This is a genomic window from Methylobacterium persicinum (assembly GCF_022179525.1).
GTDB classification, from domain to species: Bacteria; Pseudomonadota; Alphaproteobacteria; order Rhizobiales; family Beijerinckiaceae; genus Methylobacterium; species Methylobacterium persicinum.
The window spans coordinates 181,726-203,226 of sequence record NZ_BPQX01000026.1 but is presented as its reverse complement, the minus strand read 5'-3'; the positions used below and the strand labels follow the sequence as shown (position 1 = coordinate 203,226).

The window sequence follows — 21,501 nt, the reverse complement described above, 5'->3', positions numbered from 1 at the left end:
GGCCTTCCTCACCGCCCCGTGGCAGGGCGTGTGCTATGCCCCGGGAACCTGGCATGGGGTGCTCACCCCGTTCGGCCAAGCCCAGGATTTCGTCGTCGTGGACCGGGGCGGTGCCGGGGCGAACCTGGAGGAGTTCGTCTACGACGAGCCCTGGACGGTGGCCCTGCCGTGACCGGTCCCCACCCGAAGGCCCGGAGAGAGACGCGATGACCTCCCTGCTCCTGACGAACGCCGACATCCTCGTGACGATGGATGCCACCCGCCGGGAGATCCCCGGCGGCGGCGTCTACGTGGAGGACAACCGCATCGTCGCCGTCGGCCCGTCGTCAAACCTGCCGATGCAGGCCGATACGGTGCTGGACATGCGCGGCCACGCGGTGCTGCCCGGCCTCGTGAACACCCACCACCACATGTTCCAGTCCCTGACCCGGGCGGTGCCCGCGGCGCAGGATGCCGACCTGTTCGGCTGGCTGAAGGCCCTCTACCCGCTCTGGGCCCGCCTGACGCCGGAGATGATCCGCGTCTCCACCCAGACCGCCATGGCCGAGCTGATCCTCTCCGGCTGCACCACGTCGAGCGACCACCTCTACATCTATCCGAACGGCTGCCGGCTGGAGGATTCCCTCGAGGGCGCCGCCGAGATCGGGATGCGCTTCCACGCCGCAAGGGGCGCCATGAGCGTCGGCGAGAGCGCGGGCGGCCTGCCCCCGGATTCGGTGGTGGAGGACGAAGGGGCGATCCTGAAGGACATGCAGGCCCTGATCGAGCGCTGGCACGACCCGTCCCGGTTCGCCATGCGCCGGATCGTGGTGGCGCCCTGCTCGCCCTTCACCGTGAGCCGGGGCCTGATGCGGGATGCGGCGGACCTCGCCCGGCGCTATGGGGTCAGCCTGCACACCCATCTCGCCGAGAACGACGACGACGTCCGCTACAGCCTGGAAAAGTTCGGCATGAGCCCGGCGGACTATGCCGCCGACCTCGGCTGGACCGGTCCGGACGTCTGGCACGCCCACTGCGTGAAGCTCGACGCGGCGGGGATCGCCCTGTTCGGCCGCACGGGTACGGGGGTCGCCCACTGCCCCTGCTCGAACATGCGCCTCGCCTCCGGGATCGCGCCGATCCGGCAGATGCGCTGCGAGGGCGTGCCGGTGGGCCTGGGGGTCGACGGGTCGGCCTCCAACGACGGCGCCCACCTCCTCGGCGAGGCCCGGCAGGCCATGCTGCTCGCCCGGGTCGGCCACGGGCCGGCGGCGATGACCGCCCGGGAGGCCCTGGAGATTGCGACGCTGGGCGGCGCGAAGGTGCTGAACCGGGACGACATCGGCGCGCTGGCCCCGGGCATGGCGGCGGACATGGTCGCCTTCGACCTGCGCGGCATCGGGATGGCGGGCGCCCTGCACGATCCCGTGGCGGCCCTGGCCTTCTGCGCGCCGCAGCGGGTGGCTTGGAGCGTCATCGACGGGCGGATCGTCGTGGAGGAGGGCCGTCTCACGACGCTCGACACCACGGCGCTGGCCGCCCGCCACAACACCCTGGCCGCCCGGCTGGTGCGGGGGGAGTAGAGGGGACCCCTAAAAATCCACCTCCACGGCCAGGCCCTTCGCCACGGCGAGGTCCACCGCCGCCGAGGCCACGGCGAGGTCCTGCAACCCCACCCCCGTGCCGTCGAACAGGGTGATCTCCGCCGCCGAGGTCCGGCCGGGATGGTCGCCGGCGATCACCGCGCCGATCTCCACGATGTCCGCTTCCTGCAGCAGGCCGCCCGCCACCGCGTGCTGCGCCTCGCCGATGCTCACGGACTGGGCGACCTCGTCGGTGAAGACCGTGGCGGCGGCCAGGAGCGCGGCCTCGACCTCCTGCTTGCCCTTCGTGTCCGTGCCCATGCAGGCCAGATGCGTCCCGGGCCGCACCTGGGACGCCTTCAGGATCGGGTCGAAGGAGGAGGTGATCGTGACGATCACGTCCGCCTCGGCCCCGAGCCGGTCGAGATCCACCGCCTCGAACGGCACGCCGTGCTCCCGCGCCACGGATTCCAGGCGGCCGAACATGCCGGGATGGAGGTTCCACGCGAGGACCCGTTCGAACGTCCGCTGCCCGAGGGCCGCCCGGAGCTGGAAGGCCGACTGGTGGCCGGCGCCGATCATGCCGATCACCCGGGCATCCTCCCGGGCGAGGTGGCGGATGGAGATCGCGCTCGCCGCCGCCGTGCGCAGGGCGGTGAGGAGGTTGCCCCCCACCACGGCCCGGCACCGGCCCGTGTCGGCATCGAACAGGAACACCGTCGACTGGTGGTTGGTCAGGCCCTTGCCCGCGTTGCCGGGCCAGAAGCCGCCGGCCTTGAGGCCCAGCGCCAGGCTCTCCCGGTCGAAGCCCGACTTGAAGCCGTAGAGCGCGTCGGCATGGCCGATCGCCTCGCGGACCACCGGGAAGTTGCGGGCCGTCCGCTTCGCCATGGAGGCGAAGACCTTCTCGACCGCCGCGATGCAGTCGTCCTGCGTGACGAGGCCGTCGATGGCGCTCTCGGGTACGATGATCATCCTGCCTGCGCCCCCGGTTCCGAGACGGGGGCGCCCGAAAAGGGCGCCCCGGTTGCCGTCACAGGCTCAGTACGCCTTGCCCCGGGCCGAGACCGGCCAGAGCGCCTCCACCTTGCCGTTGCGGACGCCGACATACCAGTCGTGGACATTGCAGGTCGGGTCGCAGTGGCCGGGGACGAGGCGCAGCTTGTCGTTGATCTTCAGCTTGCCCTGGGGATCGTCGATCACCCCATGCTCGTCGGTGCACTTGATATAGGTGACGTCGTCGCGCCCGTAGACGACGGGCAGGCCGGAATCCACCGACTGCGCCTTCAGCCCGGCATCGCAGATCGCCTTGTCGGGCTTGGCGTGGCTCATGACGCTGGTGAGGAGGAACAGGGCGTTCCTCCATTCGCCCGCGTCGAGGCGCTTCCCGTCCCGGTCGCGGACCCGGCCGTAATCGGCGTCCATGAAGGCGTAGCTGCCGCATTGCAGCTCGTTGTAGAGGCCCGAGGCACTCTCGAAATAGTAGCTGCCGGTGCCGCCGCCGCTCACCAGCTCCGGCTCCAGCCCCTCGCCCTTGAGCGCCTCGACGGCGTCCCGGACCTGGGCGAAGGAGCTGTCGAGCTTGGCGCGGCGCTCCTCGTACCCGTCGATGTGCTGCATCGCGCCCTGGTAGGCCTGGAGGCCGGCGAAGCGCAGGTTCGGGGCCGCGTCCACGGCCTTGGCGATGGCGACGACCTCCGGCGTGGTCTTCACCCCGCAGCGCCCGGCGCCGCAATCGATCTCCACGAAGCAGTCGAGCTGCGTGCCGTGCCGCTGCGCCGCCGCCGACAGCTCGGCGACGTTGGTGACGTCGTCGAGGCAGACGATGATCCGGGCGCCGTAGCGCGGCAGGCGGGCCAGCCGGTCGATCTTGGCCGGGTCGCGCACCTCGTTCGAGATGAGGATGTCCTTGATGCCGCCCCGGGCGAAGACCTCCGCCTCCGAGACCTTCTGGCAGCAGACGCCGCAGGCGCCGCCCAGCTCCTGCTGAAGCTTCAGGACATCGACGGACTTGTGCATCTTGCCGTGGGCGCGGTGGCGCATGCCGTTCGCCCTGGCGAACTCGCCCATCTTGCGGATGTTGGCTTCGAGGGCGTCGAGGTCGAGGATCAGACAGGGCGTCTGGATCTCGTCCTCGCGCATGCCGGGCAGAGCGGGGACGTCGTAGCCGACTTCGAGCTCGGGAATCCGGGCCTCGGTATGCATCGCGTTCGTTCCTTCCACTGCCGTGGCGCCACCGGGAGCGCCGGTCCTCCGGCGAGGCCCGCGCCCGCGCCGCCGGGTCACTCCCCGCCTCGCGGGTGGAGAGGATAACCGGGAGCCGCTGTCGGACAAAATGCATTATGCGCCTTCCGGCCATCGGAGGCGACATCCGGGCCGGGGCGTTGCCCCCGCCGGCGGTGGGACGGGCCCTCGCGGGCCGCGCCCCACCGCCTCCGCCTGGGGGCGGTCTTCCGGTGCGACGGCCGGAGCGCCTCAGGCGGCGCGGACGGTGGCGAGGAAGCCCGATACCTCGGCGCCGAGTTGCTCGGACTGGCGCGACAGGTCCGAGGCCGCGGCCAGGACCTGCGACGAGGCGGTCCCGGTCTCGCCGGCGGCCCGCGTGACGCCGCCGATGCTCTCCGTGACGGATTGCGTGCCCTGCGCCGCCTGCGTGACGTTGCGGACGATCTCCTGGGTCGCCGCCCCCTGCTCCTCCATCGCCGCGGCCACGCTGACGGAGATTCCCCGCAGTTCGGCGATGGTCGCGCTGATGGCCTGGATGGCCGCGACGGCCTCCCGGGTCTCGCCCTGGATGGCGTCGATCTGGGCGGAGATCGTGCCCGTCGCCCGCGCCGTCTGGGAGGCCAGCTCCTTGACCTCCCCGGCCACCACGGCGAAGCCCCGGCCGGCCTCGCCGGCCCGGGCGGCCTCGATGGTCGCGTTGAGGGCCAGCAGGTTGGTCTGCGCGGCGATCCCGGAGATCAGGCCGACCACCGCCCCGATCTTGTCGGCCCCCTCGGCGAGGCCGCGGATGATCGTGGTCGATTGGGCGGCGTCGGTGGCGGCCCGGTCGGCCATGGCGCTGGAGCGGGCGACCTGCATGGCGATCTCGCCGATCGAGGCGGCCATCTCCTCGCTCGCCGCGGCGACGGTCTGAACGTTGCTGGAGGTCTGTTCGGCGGCCGAGGCGACGCTCACGGACTGGCCCGCCGTCTGCTCGGCGATGCCGGCCATCGCCCGGGCGGTGCCCTCCATCTCCGTCGCGGCCGAGGACAGGCCGTGGGTCAACTGCGTGACCTGCGCCTGGAACGCCCGGGTGGCGTCGTCGAGCACCGTGGCCCGGCGCATCTTGGCGGTGTTCTCGGTGGCGGCCGTGGCATCCGCCTCCCGCTTGGCGATCAGGGCCTCCTTGAAGACCTGGACGGCCTTGGCCATGGCCCCGATCTCATCGCCCCGGGATGCCCCGGTGACCGGCGCGGCGAGATCCCCCGCGGCGAGGCGGCTCATCGTCCCCGTCATGGTCGCGAGGGGGCGGACGATCTGCGCCAGGACCGTGAAGATGCCGTAGGCGATCGACGCCGCCGCCAGAGCGAGGAGGCCCAAGAGCGCGAGGCGGGACCAACTCGAGACGGCCTCGGACCGCTGGAACTCGGCCTCGGCCTCGCGGACCTGCAGGGCGCTCAGCTTGCCGAGGGCCGCGTTGGTCGCCTGCATGCGGGCCAGCAGGTCCTGATGGGTGGTCTCGAATTCGCCCTTGCCCCCGGCGAGGCGGCCGAGGATCTCGCCCGCGCTGGCGTTGGTCTGCTCCATCCGGGCCGCGAACTCGGCGGCCAGGACTTTCTCCTCCGGCGTCAGATAGGTCGCCTGATAGTCCGACCACTGCGTCGCGACCGCCCCGAGATCAGCCTCGATCCGCGCCTTCGCCTGGGCCGCATCGATCTTGTTGCCCCTCAGCTTTCGCGAGACATCGATCAGGTCTTCATAGGCTTCGCGGATGAGGCCGAACTGTCGAAGGCAGATGACGCGGTCGTTGAACACGCTCTTGAAGCTCTCGTGGTTCCAATGCAACGCGAAGTTGCCCATGGCTGCGGAACCCAACAGAAGAAGGCCCATCACGGAAAGAAGCGCGATGAGCCTGAATTTGATCGTAATTTGCATTTTTTATTCTTTCTGATATGAAATACTTAGCCGCTTCCGGGCGGAAGGTCGACTTCCGACAAGCCGCGGAAACTAAAAATTTTGGTAGCAACGACGATTTAAATAACAGTTTATATTGCTTTGCTGCGACAATATACACAAGGACGGCCTGAATCACGGGGCCGTGAGCCGCCCTGCAGCAATCGTCGCGGCGATCACCGGGGCCGGGCCGATCCCCGCAGGGTGAGGGCGGGGTACCGGTTCACGTCCTTGTAGAGGAGGTAGCGGAAGGAGCCCGGGCCGCCCGCGTAGCAGGCCTGCGGGCAGAAGGCCCTAAGCCACATGAAGTCCCCCGCCTCGACTTCGACCCAGTCCCGGTTGAGGCGGTAGACGGCCTTCCCTTCGAGCACGAACAGACCGTGCTCCATCACATGGGTTTCCTCGAAGGGGATCGTCGCCCCGGGCCGGAGGGTGACGATGTTGACGTGCATGTCGTGGCGCAGGTCCTCGGGGGAGACGAAGCGCGTCGTGGCCCAGGCGCCGTCGGTCCCGGGCATGGCCGTCGGCGCGATGCTCGCTTCGTGCGTGACGAAGGCGTCCGGCACGGGGAGGCCCGGGGCGGGCTCGTAGGCTTTCCGGACCCAGTGGAAGCGGGCCGGCTCCCCGGCGCGGTTGTGCAGGCTCCAGGCGGCGCCGGGGGGAAGGTAGGCGTAGCTGCCGGGACGCAGGGCATGGCTGCGGCCCTCCAGGGTCAGGTCCGGCGTGCCGCCGACGACGAAGAGGACCCCTTCCGCCGCCGGATCGGGTTCCGGGTCGTCGCTTCCACCGCCGGGGGCGACCTCCATGAGCGACTGGGCGAAGGTCTCGGCGAAGCCCGACAGGGGGCGGGCCAGGATCCAGGCCCGGGTCCCCGCCCAGCCCGGCAGGAGGCTCGTGACGATGTCGCTCATCACGGCCCGGGGGATCACGGCGTAGGCCTCGGTGAACACTGCGCGGCCGGTCATGAGGCTCGTCTGCCCGGGAAGTCCCCCGCAGGCGGGATGGTAGGGCGATGCAGTCATGGATGTCCTCTGCCGGTCCGGATGAGAGAGGGGCCGCCGTGGTCCGGACCCGGTCGGAGGGCGCGGCCCTTCGCCCGTGCCCGGCAAGCCCCGTGCCCGGGACGATCCGTCCCAGGCCACCGGATACCGGATTTTCCGATGTCCCGCCCTTTGCGCCAAGTCCCGCCCTTTGCGCCAAGTCCGGCCCTTTGCGCCAAGTCCCGCCCTCCGCGCCAAGCCTGAGGACCGGCCCGTTCGCGGCGGACTGCCGCGGCAAGACGAGCGATCTCTTGATCGGACTTTTCGTAGATATTCCGAAGGACAGCGGAAAAGATTGTCGCCGGCATCGCCCGGAGGAAGGCTCATCGACAGAATCGTCGCCCCACGCCGACGAACGTCACGGTCTGTAATTCTGTGCGTTGACGTGTCACTGGCCAAGCCGTACCCGGCGGCCGGCCTCCTGCATGGGTGATCGTGCGGTGGAACGGGAAGCGGAGACGATGATGGACAGGGTGCGGGCGGGCGACCTCGACGTGGCGGAGACGCTCCACCGGTTCGTGAACGAGGAGGCGCTCCCCGGGACGGGAATCTCTCCCGACGTCTTCTGGGGCGGCCTGAGCGCCATCGTCCGCGACCTGACCCCCCGCAACCGCGCCCTGCTCGCGAAGCGCGACGCCATCCAGCAGAAGCTCGACGCGTGGCACCGGGAGCGCGCCGGCCGGCCGATCGACCCCGTCGCCTACGAGTCGTTCCTGCGGGAGATCGGCTACCTGCTGCCCGATCCGGGCGCGGTGACGGTCTCCACCCAGAACGTGGACGACGAGATCGCCCTCATCGCCGGGCCCCAACTCGTGGTGCCGGTCTCGAACGCCCGCTACGCCCTCAATGCCGCCAACGCCCGCTGGGGCTCGCTCTACGACGCCCTCTACGGCACGGATGCCGTGTCCGAGGAGGGCGGGGCGATCCGCGGCGGCGGCTACAACCGCACCCGGGGCGCCCGGGTGGTGACCCGTGCCCGCTCCACCCTCGACCGCTTCGTGCCCCTGGCGGGCGGGCGCCACGCCGACGTCGTCACCTACGCGGTGGAGGACGGCGCCCTGGTCGGCAACATGAACACCGGCGAGACCCTGCCCCTGGCCCGCCCGGAAGCCTTCGCGGGCTATCGCGGCCGGGCCAGCAGCCCGTCGGCCCTGCTCCTGCGCCATCACGGGTTGCATATCGAGATCGTCCTGGACCGGACGCACCGGATCGGCCGGTTCGACGCGTCGGGCGTGGCCGACATCCTGCTCGAATCCGCGGTCTCGACGATCATGGACCTGGAGGATTCGGTCGCGACCGTGGATGCGGAGGACAAGGTCGGCGTCTACCGCAACTGGCTCGGGCTGATGAGCGGCCGGCTCACGGCCTCCTTCGACAAGGACGGCCGCACGCAGGAGCGGCGCCTGAACCCCGACCGGCACTACATCGCGCCCCGGGGCGGTGAGGTGACGGTGCCCGGCCGCTCGCTGATGCTGGTGCGCAACGTCGGCCACCACATGGATACCGACGCGATCCTCGATGCCGAGGGCCGGGAGATCCCGGAGGGGATGCTCGACGCCGCCGTGACGGCGATGATCGCGATCCACGACCTGAAGGGCGATACGGGCTTCCGCAACAGCCGGAAGGGCTCGGTCTACATCGTCAAGCCGAAGATGCACGGGCCGGAGGAGGTCGCCTTCGCGGTGGAGCTGTTCGGCCGGGTCGAGGCGATGCTCGGGCTCGAACCCAACACCCTCAAGATGGGCATCATGGACGAGGAGCGCCGCACGACGGTGAACCTCGCCGCCTGCATCAAGGAGGCCGCCGAGCGGGTGGTGTTCATCAACACCGGCTTCCTCGACCGCACGGGCGACGAGATCCATACCTCGATGGAAGCGGGCCCGGTCATCCGCAAGAACGAGATGAAGGCCACCGCCTGGATCAAGGGCTACGAGGAGAACAACGTCGATGTGGGCCTCGCCTGCGGCCTCCTCGGCCGGGCCCAGATCGGCAAGGGCATGTGGGCGGCCCCCGACGCCATGTCCGAGATGCTGATGCAGAAGGGCGCCCATCCCCGAGCCGGGGCGAGCACGGCCTGGGTGCCCTCGCCCACCGCCGCGACCCTGCACGCCCTGCACTATCACGAGGTCGACGTCGCCGCCCGCCAGGCGGAACTGGCCCGTCGGCCCCGCTCGGCCCTGGACGAGATCCTGCAGATCCCCCTCGCCCGGTCGAACTTCGCCCCCGACGACGTGCAGCAGGAGATCGACAACAACGCCCAGAGCATCCTCGGCTACGTGGTGCGCTGGATCGACCAGGGGATCGGCTGCTCCAAGGTGCCTGACATGCACGAGGTCGGGCTGATGGAGGACCGCGCCACCCTGCGAATCTCGGCCCAGCACATCGCCAACTGGCTGCACCACGAGGTGGTGAGCGAGGCGCAGGTGCTGGAGACCCTGAAGCGGATGGCCAAGGTGGTCGACCGGCAGAATGCCGGAGATCCGCTCTACCGGGCGATGGCCCCCGGCTTCGACGGTCCCGCCTTCCAGGCAGCCTGCGACCTCGTCTTCAAGGGCCGGGTGCAGCCGAATGGCTACACGGAGTGGGTCCTGACCGCCCGCCGCCGGGAGGCGAAGGGCGCCGCCCGGACGTCCGCCGCCTGACACGGACGCGTCTCCCGCGGCCCGGGACCGCAGGAGACGCCCCGCTTTCCGCCCGACCGGGGCAGGTCGGAGACGTTCGGCCGACCGCATGGCCTGCGTCATCATGACCGTGCCGGCGGCCAAAGATCGCTCGCATGGGCGGGGTAGGTGCGGAGCTCGCATCGCCTCCGACTGCAGGCCCGTCATGCGGATTGTTCAAGCCATCATCGTGCCCGGTGTCCGGTCGTGAGCGGGGCCGACACCGTCGTCGATCGCCTCGACCGCCTCGCGCGGATCAGCGCCTACCCGTGGAAGCTGACCCGGCGCGTCTTCACCCCCCAGCACGCGGAAGCCGACGCCCTCGTCCTCGGCTGGATGGAGGAGGCCGGCCTGTCGGTCCGGCGCGATCCCGCCGGCAACCTGATCGGCCGGCTCGACGGACCGATCCCGGGCGGCCCGGCCATCGTGATCGGCGGGTCCGTCACCACGGGCGAGGATGCCGGCCCCTACGGCGGCACCCTCGGCGTGGTGATGGGCATCGCCGCCGTCGCGCGCGTGTTGAGGGAGGGACCTCGCCTTCGCCACGCAGTGGAGGTCGTCGCCTTCGCCGAGGATGCCGCGAACCGGTTCGGCCCCCGGCTCCTCGGCAGCAAGGCCGTGGTCGGCCGGTTCGATCCCGCCCTGCTCGACTTGGCCGACGACTACGACGTCACCCTCCGCCAGGCCCTGGACGCCTACGGTCTCGACGCCGACAAGGTCGAGACCGCGAGGCGTCTCCCGGATGAGATCCTCGCCTATCTCGAGGTCGCGGCCGAGGCCGGTCCCGTCCTGGAGCAATCGGCATCCCCGGTCGGAATCGTCCCCACGATGTCGGAAGCGTCGATGCTGCGGATCACCCTGACGGGAGCGGTCGGCAGCGCGACGACGATCCCGATGGCGGACAGGCGCGACGCCCTGGCCGGGACCGCCGAATGCATCCTCGCGGCCGAGCGCATCGGTGCCTCCCGCGAGGGGATCATGGTGACCGTCGTGCGCATCGCCGTCGACCCCGTGCCGGCCTTCGTAGTCACGGGGTCCGTGACGTTCGGCGTTCTCATCGGTTCCTCCGACGACGCCGCGCGCCGCGCCGTCGTACCGGACCTGACCGCGGCCTTCGAAGGGATCGCGGCGCGCCGCCGACTTGAGATCACCGTCGAAGAGGGCATCGACCCCGACGCGACCCGGTGCGATCCGGGGATCGTCGCCCTCTTCGAGCGCGCCGTCGCGGCCACGGGGCTTCCTGTGGCGCGGCTGGCCCAGGGCCTCTCGACCAACGCCTTCAACATGGCCGTCCTGGGGCCGATCGGATTGATGCTCGTGCGGTGCCGGGGTGCCGTCGGCTGGGGGCCGGCGGGGGTCGTGGACCCTGCCGATCTCGCGGCCGGATTGGACGTGCTGACCTCCGTCGTCGGCACACTGGCCGGCGGAACGGACGTTCCGTCTCCCGGCGGTCCGTGACGGCTTCGGTGAACGATGCCTGTTCCTGATACCGGAGCGTCAGCGTTCAGGGATCGCGTGCTGGCGATCTGCCTTCCCACGATGGAAATTCGGTCGGCTCTATTCGCTGATCTATCGGGCTGAAAGCGCGAACGTAGAGTCTGCAAGCGTCGCGGTGGGAAGGCTATACAACCCTGTCCACCCCGCAAGACATTTCAAGAAGCGCGAGGAAAGCGCATCGTTGAAGACGCCTGTTACCGCTGCGCCGGCATCAGGTTCGACCCGCCCTGGAACTGCTCGGCCCCGGACGTCGCACTCTCTCCGGACGCTTGTCCCCCGCCTGCGAGGGGGGTGATCGGCTGTGTCGGTCGCGTGCTGTTCGAGCAGAAACCCTGACAGATCGGCGCGACCAAGTCGGTGGGCGCGCAGACCGGCCTCATCTGTCCACCAACGCAGGCGCATTGGCATGAAGCCGATGCCGGGACGGGCGAGAGCGCCAAAGAAACGGCGAGCACCAACGAGCGCATTGCGACCTTCCCCGGCCCGGACGGGCATCGGTGGCTGATATCACATCGGACGATAAGGTCGGAACTGCGCGGGGCTGACGTCTTCCTGCCATGGCCACGCCAACGGGCTTCCCAGCATCAGCCGGGGGCTTGGTCCGCAGAGTTCAGGGCTGAAAGGTGGGCCCCAGGGCCGAAGCCCCGGGTTCTGTTTCTACGGCTGCCCAGCCGCAAGATGCTTACGCCGCGAGGCGGGCATCCATGACAACGTTATCGTTGGCATTTAGAGTTTTGGTCAGGTGCCCGGAACAGGGGTTGCCTGCGCCAGACCGGTCGAGTCCTTACCGAAAGCCGCATCTTATCCTGCCGAAACAGGGTAGAACTCGCGATCCCTTTACCGTCCAGTCGATCCTGTTTCGCCCCCAGCAGAAGCACCCTGGCAGCGTGCAACCCGCAACGCCGGGCGCTCGCTCTGTCCCCGTGCGGTATCCGGGGCAGGATGCTTCTGGTGGAGGCGCCGGGTACCGCCCCCGGGTCCTGAAACGTTATTATGAATCGGTCATCAACCTCGCAGACACCTTACATGTCGGGCGCCAATCGGTCCAGCGTCCCGGGGCGGGATCATAGGCCTTCTCCGCAACTCGCCCGGCCGCCGCCTCAGCGGGCTTTCTCGTGAAGGCCGTGGCCGGAAATGGACAACACGACGATCAGCGAGATGGCGTGGCCCATCAATTCGCCGTCCTGAAGGAGGAGGTCGCGGATCCGACAGCGGTCCCCAGCATCGCTTGGTCGCTGCATCGGGCGGCGTCCAGGTTGCTCCCGGGCGGGTGAAGCGCCGCACGCTCCCTTGTGCGGAGCCGGGACGGCTACGATCTTTGTGTCTCAGGTGGACTTCAGCTTCATGTCGCAGCTGCGATGGTCAGCTTCAGGCCTCTGTCGTCCGACGGAAAGGAATTGGGAGAGGCCAACGTGAGGATCAGGATAGAGCTGGCGTCTCTCATTCTCGTCGCTGGATGGATGACACCGACCACGGCTTTGGCCTGGGGTGCTCCGGGCTGCACCAACCTTCCCGAATACGAGCGAGCCCTCGGCGCCCTCCAGGGGATGACGAGCGCCTGCGACATGAGTGTCGAGCAGGCAAGCCGGATCGTCGCCGCCCGGGGCAATGTGCCCGGAGGTCTGTTCGGGAGCCTCCTGAGCGGCCCACCCAAGCCATTGCCCGAGGCAGTCCCTGTGTCGAGCTACCCCCTGAGGCAAGCGGTCCGGTTCCAACGCAAACCGGTGCATCAGCACGTCGCCCATCGCCATAGGGCCATCGTGCGCTGAGAGGGATCGCTTGTCCCTGGGCCGCGTCCTGGGCGGAGCTTCGGGCGAGGTATCCGGTTCTCGCATCGAACCTGGCCGAACAGCAGCCCGACTTGAAGCAGGTTCGGTGAACCGGGGGGCATAACTTCCGCGACCGCTAAGTCGTTGAAGTTATGGTGGGCGCGACAGGGATCGAACCTGTGACCCCTACCATGTCAAGGTAGTGCTCTCCCGCTGAGCTACGCGCCCGGGCCGGCTGCCGTTCGGTGCCGGTGGGCGGGGGCTATAGCCGCTGCCGCCGGGGGGCGCAAGCCGGATCTTCCCGTTCCCCGTTGCGAGCCAGTGGCAATGCCCCCTCGTATTGTGGAGGCCGGTCCTCTCCTGTAAGCCGCACCCCGGCGAAGCTGACCACCCGCCGGGTTTCTCCGGCGGCGCGCGGGGCCGTCCGCACAGTCCGGTGCCGGCGGGCGAGGATCCGGTTCCGGCGGGCTGAGACTCGGAGCATGCGTTTCCACATCGACTTCGATCACGGCGACCTGATCCGCGGCTGGATCGTGCCGGACAACCCCCTGGCCATCAGCCGCGTCGTCGTCTCGACTGGCGGCCGGCGCATCGCGGACGTGCCCGCCTCCATCGTCGACGAGAACTTCCGGCATTTCGGGTGGCACTCCACGGGCCAGTGCACCTTCAGCCTCACCGATGCGGAGGTGCCGGGCCTGTCCGGGCTGCCCGACCTCGAACTCTTCGACGCCGACACGAACGTCCGGATCTTCCGCCGCTCGCCGGACGACGGCCTGCTGCAGCAGCGCTTCCTGTTGGTCAACACGGGGATCGAGCCCGAAACCACCCTGCAGATGGCGCTCCATCCCTATTTCCGGCACAGCTATTTCGGCCTCCACCGGCTGACCGACGAGGTCCTGACGAGCATCCTGGGAAGCGAGGTGATGCCCTCGCTGTTCCTCTCGGGGGCGCTCATCGTTCCCCGCTACGAAAACTTTATGATGCCGGACATGATGCTCACCAGCATCCTGGTCCAGGATCCCTATGTCGAGATGGCGACCCGGATGCTCTGGCTGCGCGACCGGGCGGACGAGGCCGCCGACCCGGCGCGGCGGTGGCGGCTGGGTCCCCTCGCCGAGGCCGCGACCTTCGCCACGGACTACGACCTGACCGATCTGAAGAGCCTGAAGCGCTACTTCCGCATGCTGCCCGAAGCGGCTTACCGGCTGCTCTACAACCCGCTGATCCGCCAACTCGCCACCCGGATGCCCGAGGACCGGCTGTTCCCCGGGCACTCGATCGCCGCGATCGAGGTGATCTCCCGGGTCGGTATCGTCGGCCATCGCGAGCGGTTCGAGGCCTTCGCCTCGACCCTGTTCGACCGTCTGGGTCTCGACATCCCCCTTCCCGCGGCCCCGGCCCTGCCCGCCGACGCCCTGGCGCTGGCGGACCGGCTCCGGGCGGTCAAGGCGGTGCAGGAGATGCTGGTCTACGACATCGCCCTCACCGATGCCGTGAAGGACACGGTCGACAAGATCTGGAAGGCGTGAGATGGCGCCCGCGGCCTTCCCTCCCTCCGTTCAGGAGGGGCCCGACGGCCTGCGCCTTCCCGTCTCGGCCCTGCGCGGGCAATGGGTGGAGCTGCGCCTTTCCGACGATCCCACCGCCGAGGCCACGGGCTTCGCCCTCGCCTTCATCGGCCCCGACGGACGCCCCGGCACGCTCCTGCCGGAGGAGCCCCTCGGGGGCGGCGCCTATGCCTGGACGGGCCGGGTGCCCCCCGACGCGGTGGACCTGCGGGTGGCGACGCGCCTCGGCAGGCGGCCGGTGGGCCTGCGCGGCCTGCGCATCCGTCGCCTCGTCCGGCCGCTCCTCGTCCTGCGCGCCCTGCGCCGCTCGCCGGGCCTCGCGCTCACGGCGGTCAAATGGCGTCTGCGCGGCAAGAAGGTGCGGGCCCGGGGCTTCCTGGAGCGCGCCCTGAACGGCCGCCGGGAGACCGGCTACCGGAACTGGATCCGCGCCCACCGCCGCCGCGGGCCCGAACGGGCGGCCATCGCCGCCGAGATCGCCCACTGGCCCGACCCGCCCCTCGTCTCCGTGCTGATGCCGGTGCACGATCCGTCCCCGAAGGTCTTGCGCGCCGCCCTCGCCTCCCTGCGGGCGCAGATCTATCCCCACTGGGAACTCTGCGCCGTCGACGATGCCTCCACCGACCCCGCGGTGGGCCGCCTCCTCGCCCGCGCCGCCGCCTCCGAGCCGCGGTTCCGCGTGCTGCGCCGGGGGGAGAACGGGCACATCGCCCGCGCCACCAACGACGCCCTGGCCATGGCCGGGGGCGCGTGGTGCGCCTTGCTCGACCACGACGACGTGCTGGCGCCGGACGCCCTCTACGAGGTCGCCCGGGCGGCGCGGGAGGATCCCGACCTTGTCCTCGTCTACAGCGACGAGGACAAGATCGACGGGCTGGGCCACCGGTTCGAACCGCATTTCAAGGCGGATTTCGACCGGGAGCTCCTCTACGGCCAGAACTACATCAACCACCTCACGGCGATCCGCACCGATGCCCTGCGGGCGGCGGGGGGCCTGCGCCCGGGCTTCGAGGGCAGCCAGGATCACGACCTGCTCCTGCGGCTGACGGCGGGTCTCGATCCCGCGCGCATCCGGCACGTGCCGCGGGTGCTCTATCACTGGCGTGCGGCCGGGGGCTCCGGCACCTTCTCCGACCGGGCCCTCGAACGGACGGAGGCGGCCCGCCTGCGCGCCCTGCAGGAGGCCGCCGCCGCCGTGGGCGCCCGGGCCGAGCGCGGCCCGGAGGGCTTCGGCCGCCTCGTCTATCCCCTCCCCGCCCCGCCGCCGACGGTGTCGGTGATCATCCCGACCCGCGACCGGGCGGATCTGCTGGAGGTGACCCTGGATGGGCTCCTCCGCCGCACCGACTACCCCGCCATCGAGGTGGTGATCGTCGACAACGACAGCCGCGAGCCGGCAACGGCGGAACTCTTCGCCCGCCTCCGGGCGGATCCCCGGGTGCGGGTGGTGCCCGTCCCCGGCCCGTTCAACTTCTCGGACCTGTCGAACCGGGGTGCGGCGGCGGCGACGGGACCGGTGCTGCTCTTCCTCAACAACGACATCGAGGTCATCGAGCCGGACTGGCTCACCGAGATGGTGCGCCATGCCGTGCGGCCCGGGATCGGGGCGGTGGGCGCCAAGCTGCTCTACCCCGACCGGACGATCCAGCATGGCGGGATCGTGCTCGGCATCGACGGCGTCGCCGGCCACAGCCACCTCGGCATGCCCGATGCCGACCCCGGCTACTTCGCCCGGATGGTCATCGCCCACGAGGTCTCGGCGGTGACGGGGGCCTGCCTCGCCCTGCGCGCGGAGACCTTCGCCGCGGTCGGCGGGTTCGACGCGGAGGCCCTGAAAGTCGCCTTCAACGACGTGGACCTCTGCCTGAAGATCCGCGCCGCGGGCCACCGGATCATCTGGACGCCCTTCGCCAAGCTCATCCACCACGAATCGAAGAGCCGCGGGCCCGAGGATACCCCCGAGAAGAAGGCGCGCTTCGAGGCCGAGACCCGGGTGATGCTCGGGCGCTGGGGCGCGCAACTGCGGGCCGATCCCTATTACAACATCAACTTGTCCCGGAATTCGGCTCACTACCGTGTATGAGGCGGCGGCTCTCCCACGACGGCGCCGGCCGGGTTGCCGCGCCCGATGATCCGTCCGGCCGGGACGCGGAGGAAGCAGCCATGCTCACGAGGCGGGTGAAGACGTGGCTCCGGGCGTTGTTCGGGGCCCCGCGCCGGGGCAAGGGCGGTGTCGTCGGCCATGTCGACACCGCCTTCGAGACCTTCATCAGGGGCTGGGCCCTCGACACCGCCGACCCCGACCGGGCGGTCGCCCTGGAGGTCCACCACGGCGGCGCGGTGATCGCCCGGGGCGTCACGGACATCCCCCGGGACGACGTCGCCAAGGCGGGGCACGGGAAACTGCTGACCGGCTTCCGGCTGGACCTCTCCCCCGCGGTCCCGTTCCGGGACGGGGATACGATCGAGATCCGCGATGCCGCCACCGGCCGGCCGATCCTCGGGAGCCCGGTCCGGATCGACGTCAACCCGAGCGTCGCCCGGTTCCGCGACCGGCTGAAGACCCTGTCCCCCACGACGGCGGAGCGGTTCAAGCGCCGCCATCGCCGCCGGAACGCCCCCGGCGTCAGCATCGTGATGCCGGTCTACAATACGCCCGCGCCCTGGCTGGAACAGGCGATCGCCAGCGTGATCGGGCAATGGCACGAGGCGTGGGAGCTGATCTGCGTCGATGACGGCTCCACCGACCCCGGGACAGCCGGGGTCCTCGACCGTTTCGCGGCCCTGGACGAGCGCGTCAGGGTCCTCCGGCCGGGGGCCAACCGCGGCATCTCCGCGGCGACCAACCTCGGCATCGCGGAGGCGCGGTACGACCTCCTCGCCTTCATGGACCACGACGACATCCTCGAACCCTCCGCCCTCCATACCATGGCCGGGGTCTTCGCGGACGGCCGCGTCGACATCGCCTACAGCGACGAGGTCGTGACGGACGAGAACCCGGACCATTTCCTGGAATTCAGCGCCCGCCCCGCCTTCTCGCGGGACTACTACCTGTGCCACCCCTACTTCGTGCACCTGATCGTCTGCCGGACGGCGCTGGCCCGCGAGGTGGGCGGCCTGGACGAGGGCCTGTCCGTGTCGCAGGACGTGGATTTCGTGCTGCGGGCGCTGGAGCGGGCGAGGGCCGTCGCCCACGTGCCCCTGTTCCTCTACCGGTGGCGGACGCACCGGACGAGCACCGGCCACAGCAGGCGGGACGACGTCACCGCGAACACGATCCGGGCGCTGACGCGGTCCCTGTCCCGCCTCCAGCCGGGCTGCGCGGTGGCGCCGGGCCACAGCTACAACACCTACCGGGTGACGTGGCCGGACGTGCCGGGCAAGACCCTGATCGTCGTGCCCACCAAGAACGCCCTGTCCTTCCTCAAGACGACGGTCGAGTCCATCGAGCGGCACACGGACCGGCGCGACTACGAGCTCGTCATCGTCGATCACGAGTCCGACGATCCGGCGACGCGGCGCTACCTCGCGGGCCTCGGGGACCGGGCCCGCATCCTCCCCTATGGCGGGGCGTTCAACTTCGCCCGCATGAACAACGAGGCGGTCCGCAGGGCCGGGGCGGATTGCCCCTTTGTGCTGTTCCTCAACAACGACGTCGAGATCCTCTCCGACGGATGGCTCGGCCGCCTCAGGTCCCTGGCCGGGCGGCCGGATGTCGGCGCCGTCGGGCCGATGCTGGTCTATGCCAACGACCTCGTCCAGCACGCCGGCGTGATCCTTGGCTTCAACGGGATGGCGGAGCACGCCTTCAAGCTGGTGCCGGCCTACCATGACGGGGCGCGCAACCCCGGCTTCAACGGCGCCCTGACCGCGACCCGGGACGTCTCGGCCGTGACCGCGGCCTGCCTGATGATGCGCCGGGCCGTCTTCGACGAGGTGGACGGGTTCGACGAGGCCCTGAAGATCGGCTTCAACGACACCGACCTCTGCCTGCGGGTCCGGGACCACGGCTACCGCGTGCTCTACGACGGCGACGTGGTGATCCGGCACTACGAGTCGGCCACCCGCAACGCCGCCGAGGCGCTTTTGAAACATCCCGAGGACACCGCGGCGTTCAAGGCCCGGTGGAAAGCGGCCATCGACGGCGGCGATCCGTTCTACAATCCGCTGTTTTCCCCCGAGGGGACGGACCACGTGTTGCGGCGCAACCGGGCCGTGCCCCGGCAGCTGGCGCCGCGCGTGATGGACACCGGGTCCGGCCGCGCCGAATCTCCCGCATTCCGGAGCCCCTGACGAGATCCGGAAAAAGCTTGGCGGGATCTGACGGAATCGTGTCCGTCCGAGCACATTGTCGCGCTCCGCAGCACCCCAAGGGCGGGGCGTAGCAGAGCGGGGCGGCTATGCTTTCAATGATGGTTGCAGTGCGGCCGGACATGGCTCAAGAGGCAGTCCCGGTCGGAATCGCAACGGGCGACGAGGGCGGCAGCCGGCGAATGAGCGTGAATACATCCATCTCGAACAGCTCCGGTCTCGAACGTGACGCCCAGCGGGCGATGGGTGACCACAAGGTGGCGCCCAGCGAGATCGCCATGGGCGTCGTCATCGGGCGTGCCTCCGAGTATTTCGACTTCTTCGTCTTCGGCATCGCTTGCGTGCTGGTGTTCCCGAAGGTGTTCTTCCCCTTCGTCGACGCGCAGACGGGCACCCTCTACGCCTTCGGCATCTTCGCCCTCGCCTTCGTGGCCCGGCCCTTCGGCACGGCCCTCTTCATGGCGATCGACCGGCGGCACGGGCGGGGCGTCAAGCTGACGACGGCCCTGTTCCTCCTCGGCGGCTCCACCGCGGCGATCAGCTTCCTGCCGCGCTACGAGTCGATCGGCATCTCCTCCGTCTACCTGCTGGCGGCGCTGCGGGTGATGCAGGGTCTGGCGCTCGGCGGCGCGTGGGACGGTCTCGCCTCCCTGCTGGCCCTGAACGCCCCGAAGGACCGGCGCGGCTGGTACGCCATGATCCCGCAGCTCGGCGCGCCGATTGGCTTTATGGTGGCGAGCGCCCTTTTCTCCTTTTTCATCGTCAACCTGTCGCCGGACGACTTCATTGACTGGGGCTGGCGCTTCCCGTTCTACTGCGCCTTCACGATCAACGTCGTGGCGCTCTTCGCCCGCCTGCGCCTCGTGGCGACGGACGAGTTCGTGCGGATGATGGATTCCGACCGGCTGAGCCCGGTGCCGCTGCTGGACCTGTTCCGGCACCACACCCGGGAGGTGCTGCTCGGCGCCTTCGTGCCGCTCGCCGCCTTCGCCCTGTTCCACCTCGTCACGATCTTCCCGATCGCGTGGCTCGCCCTGAACAACACCGACCGGTCGCCGGGCGAGTTCCTGATGGTGCAGTTCTCGGGCGCGATCATCTGCGCGGGCGCGGTGGCGGCCTCGGGCCTCATCGCCGACCAGATCGGCCGGCGCTCGGCCCTGATCATGAGCTCGAGCCTGATCGCCCTCTTCGCCCTCGGCTCGATCCTGGCACCGCTCCTGTTCGGCGAGAGCGCCATCGGCCAGACCGTCTACGTGACCACCGGCTTCATGCTCCTCGGCCTCGCCTACGGGCAGTCCTCCGGGGCGGTCACCGCCCGGCTCGGCAAGCGCTACCGCTACACCGGCGCGGCGATGACCTCGGACTTCGCGTGGCTTTTCGGTGCGGGTTTCGCGCCGCTCGTCGCCCTCTACCTGTCGGTGCAGTTCGGCCTCGCCATCGTCGGGGTCTACCTGCTGTCGGGCGCGGTCTGCTCCCTGGCCGCCTTGTTCATCGACCGGTCCGAGATGCGACAGATGTGAGGGCCGGCCGCGCGGGGAGCGCGGCCGATCTTTGACGATCAGTGACGGGCCGGGCCTGCCGGCCTGCGACGCCGCGCCTGCGGCACGGGATGACGAGACGAGAGCAGTGAGTTCTTCGACCCTTCGACCGGACCGGATTTCGGCCGCTGGCCGGCCCCGCGGCGCGCTGCGCCGCCTCGCGCCGGTCCTTGCCCTGCCGCCGCTCATGAGCCTCCTCGGCGGCTGCAACCTCGTCGTGATGCATCCCGCCGGCTTCGTCGCGGAGCAGCAGCGCAACCTCGTGCTCGCCTCGACGGGCCTGATGCTGCTGATCATCGTGCCGGTGATCGTCTGCACGCTGTTCTTCGCGTGGCACTTCCGCGCCACCAACGAGAAGGCGATCTACGACCCGGAATGGCACCACTCGACCCAGCTCGAGGTGCTGATCTGGACCGCGCCGCTGCTCATCATCATCGCGCTGGGCGCCCTGACCTGGATCGGCACCCATACCCTGGACCCGTTCCGGCCGCTGACGCGCCTCGACGCCAAGCGCCCGCTGCCGGCCGGCGTCGAGCCGCTTCAGGTCGAGGCGATCGCCATGGATTGGAAGTGGCTGTTCCTCTACCCGCAATACGGGATCGCCACGGTGAACGACCTTGCCGTGCCGGTGGATCGGCCGGTGACCTTCAAGATCACCGCCACGGACGTCATGAACACGTTCTACGTGCCGACCCTGGCGGGCATGATCTACGCCATGCCGGGGATGGAGACGAAGCTCCACGCGGTGGTCAACCGCTCGACCGACTCGGAGGGCCGCTCCGCCCACTACAGCGGGGCGGGCTTCTCCAACATGTTCTTCAAGTTCCGCGGCGTCGCGGACAAGGATTTCGACGCCTGGGTGGCCAAGGCCAAGGCGGAGGGTTCGGACCTGAACCAGGACGCTTACCTGAAGCTCAGCGAGCCCACCGAGTCCGAGCCGGCGCGGTACTTCAAGTCCTATGCCCAGGGGCTCTACGACAAGATCATCGGCCTCTGCACCCGGCCGGGCCAGATGTGCGTGTCGGAGATGATGGCGATCGACGCCCGCGGCGGTCAGGGCGGCGCCGAGGGCGAGGAGAACTACAAGCGGCTGCAATACGACAACCACTTCGCCCGGGAAGGCCACGAGGCCCCCGGCGCGACGGGCCCGGCCTCGGGCACCGGCCCCCACGGGCAGACGCAGCCGGAAGGGATGAAACCGCGGCCGGACATGGGTAATCCTGATTCCCGTGGCGCGCGGCCCGAACAAGCTCAACCGCAGCCTGGAAGCGAGACGCCCAATGGCGGGCAGGTCGCTCCCAAGCAAATCAACGAGTGACGGCACCTCACCAGTGACGAAGTGAACCAGTGAGGCTGACCGGCGCGAGGATTACATCTCGGTAAGCGCGACGGTCGCCT

Annotated in this window: 14 protein-coding genes, 1 tRNA gene and 1 other RNA gene; 10 read left to right on the top strand and 6 right to left on the bottom strand. The window is 69.8% G+C overall.

Features of this window, described 5'->3' with window-relative positions:
* Positions 1 to 172: ureidoglycolate lyase (locus MFF22_RS11805; RefSeq protein ID WP_238249169.1), on the top strand; the 172-nt coding region annotated here is incomplete at its 5' end.
* 34 nt (positions 173 to 206) lie between these two features.
* Positions 207 to 1,562, top strand: coding sequence for an 8-oxoguanine deaminase (locus tag MFF22_RS11800; RefSeq protein WP_238249155.1), 1,356 nt, complete (start codon positions 207 to 209; stop codon positions 1,560 to 1,562).
* A 9-nt stretch (positions 1,563 to 1,571) separates the two neighbouring features.
* Here MFF22_RS11800 and bhcD read toward each other — a convergent pair whose 3' ends face one another.
* The 4 genes from bhcD to MFF22_RS11780 all read right to left on the bottom strand — a co-directional run bounded on the left by bhcD (position 1,572) and on the right by MFF22_RS11780 (position 6,742).
* Positions 1,572 to 2,537, bottom strand: coding sequence for an iminosuccinate reductase BhcD (bhcD, locus tag MFF22_RS11795; RefSeq protein WP_238249154.1), 966 nt, complete (start codon positions 2,535 to 2,537; stop codon positions 1,572 to 1,574).
* 66 nt (positions 2,538 to 2,603) lie between these two features.
* Positions 2,604 to 3,767 carry a 3-hydroxy-D-aspartate aldolase BhcC gene (gene bhcC, locus MFF22_RS11790; protein ID WP_238249153.1) on the bottom strand — a complete coding sequence of 388 codons (1,164 nt, stop codon included), beginning with the start codon at positions 3,765 to 3,767 and terminating at the stop codon, positions 2,604 to 2,606.
* A gap of 270 nt (positions 3,768 to 4,037) precedes the next feature.
* The gene (locus MFF22_RS11785) at positions 4,038 to 5,702 is read right to left on the bottom strand and encodes a methyl-accepting chemotaxis protein (RefSeq protein WP_238249152.1); all 1,665 of its coding nucleotides are present in this window, start codon (positions 5,700 to 5,702) and stop codon (positions 4,038 to 4,040) included.
* A gap of 194 nt (positions 5,703 to 5,896) precedes the next feature.
* Entirely contained in the window at positions 5,897 to 6,742 is an 846-nt protein-coding gene (locus tag MFF22_RS11780; protein ID WP_238249151.1) for a bifunctional allantoicase/(S)-ureidoglycine aminohydrolase, read from the bottom strand.
* Positions 6,743 to 7,224: 482 nt separating this feature from the next.
* On the opposite strand from MFF22_RS11780, the gene MFF22_RS11775 reads away from it, so the two are divergent.
* Together MFF22_RS11775 and MFF22_RS11770 are read left to right on the top strand one after the other, a co-directional pair.
* On the top strand, positions 7,225 to 9,402 hold the full coding sequence (locus tag MFF22_RS11775; RefSeq protein WP_238249168.1) for a malate synthase G: 2,178 nt from the start codon (positions 7,225 to 7,227) through the stop codon (positions 9,400 to 9,402).
* A gap of 225 nt (positions 9,403 to 9,627) precedes the next feature.
* Entirely contained in the window at positions 9,628 to 10,878 is a 1,251-nt protein-coding gene (locus MFF22_RS11770; RefSeq protein WP_238249150.1) for a hydantoinase/carbamoylase family amidase, read from the top strand.
* Positions 10,879 to 11,746: 868 nt separating this feature from the next.
* Here the strand turns inward: MFF22_RS11770 and ssrA are convergent.
* Positions 11,747 to 11,918: a transfer-messenger RNA gene (gene ssrA, locus MFF22_RS24895) on the bottom strand.
* A gap of 459 nt (positions 11,919 to 12,377) precedes the next feature.
* Between ssrA and MFF22_RS11760 the strand changes: the two genes are divergently transcribed.
* The gene (locus MFF22_RS11760; protein WP_238249149.1) at positions 12,378 to 12,686 is read left to right on the top strand and encodes a hypothetical protein; all 309 of its coding nucleotides are present in this window, start codon (positions 12,378 to 12,380) and stop codon (positions 12,684 to 12,686) included.
* 153 nt (positions 12,687 to 12,839) lie between these two features.
* Here the strand turns inward: MFF22_RS11760 and MFF22_RS11755 are convergent.
* Positions 12,840 to 12,914, bottom strand: a tRNA-Val gene (locus tag MFF22_RS11755).
* 254 nt (positions 12,915 to 13,168) lie between these two features.
* On the opposite strand from MFF22_RS11755, the gene MFF22_RS11750 reads away from it, so the two are divergent.
* The 5 genes from MFF22_RS11750 to cyoA all read left to right on the top strand — a co-directional run bounded on the left by MFF22_RS11750 (position 13,169) and on the right by cyoA (position 21,421).
* Positions 13,169 to 14,215, top strand: a complete 1,047-nt coding sequence (locus MFF22_RS11750) for a hypothetical protein (RefSeq protein WP_238249148.1) — start codon at positions 13,169 to 13,171, stop codon at positions 14,213 to 14,215.
* A 1-nt stretch (position 14,216) separates the two neighbouring features.
* Entirely contained in the window at positions 14,217 to 16,337 is a 2,121-nt protein-coding gene (locus MFF22_RS11745; RefSeq protein WP_238249147.1) for a glycosyltransferase family 2 protein, read from the top strand.
* Between the two features lie 80 nt (positions 16,338 to 16,417).
* The gene (locus MFF22_RS11740) at positions 16,418 to 18,547 is read left to right on the top strand and encodes a glycosyltransferase family 2 protein (protein ID WP_238249146.1); all 2,130 of its coding nucleotides are present in this window, start codon (positions 16,418 to 16,420) and stop codon (positions 18,545 to 18,547) included.
* Positions 18,548 to 18,747: 200 nt separating this feature from the next.
* Positions 18,748 to 20,085, top strand: a complete 1,338-nt coding sequence (locus tag MFF22_RS11735; RefSeq protein ID WP_238249145.1) for an MFS transporter — start codon at positions 18,748 to 18,750, stop codon at positions 20,083 to 20,085.
* A gap of 106 nt (positions 20,086 to 20,191) precedes the next feature.
* Complete coding sequence (gene cyoA / locus MFF22_RS11730; RefSeq protein WP_370877563.1) at positions 20,192 to 21,421, top strand: ubiquinol oxidase subunit II; 1,230 nt, start codon at positions 20,192 to 20,194, stop codon at positions 21,419 to 21,421.
* Positions 21,422 to 21,501 lie beyond the last annotated feature (80 nt).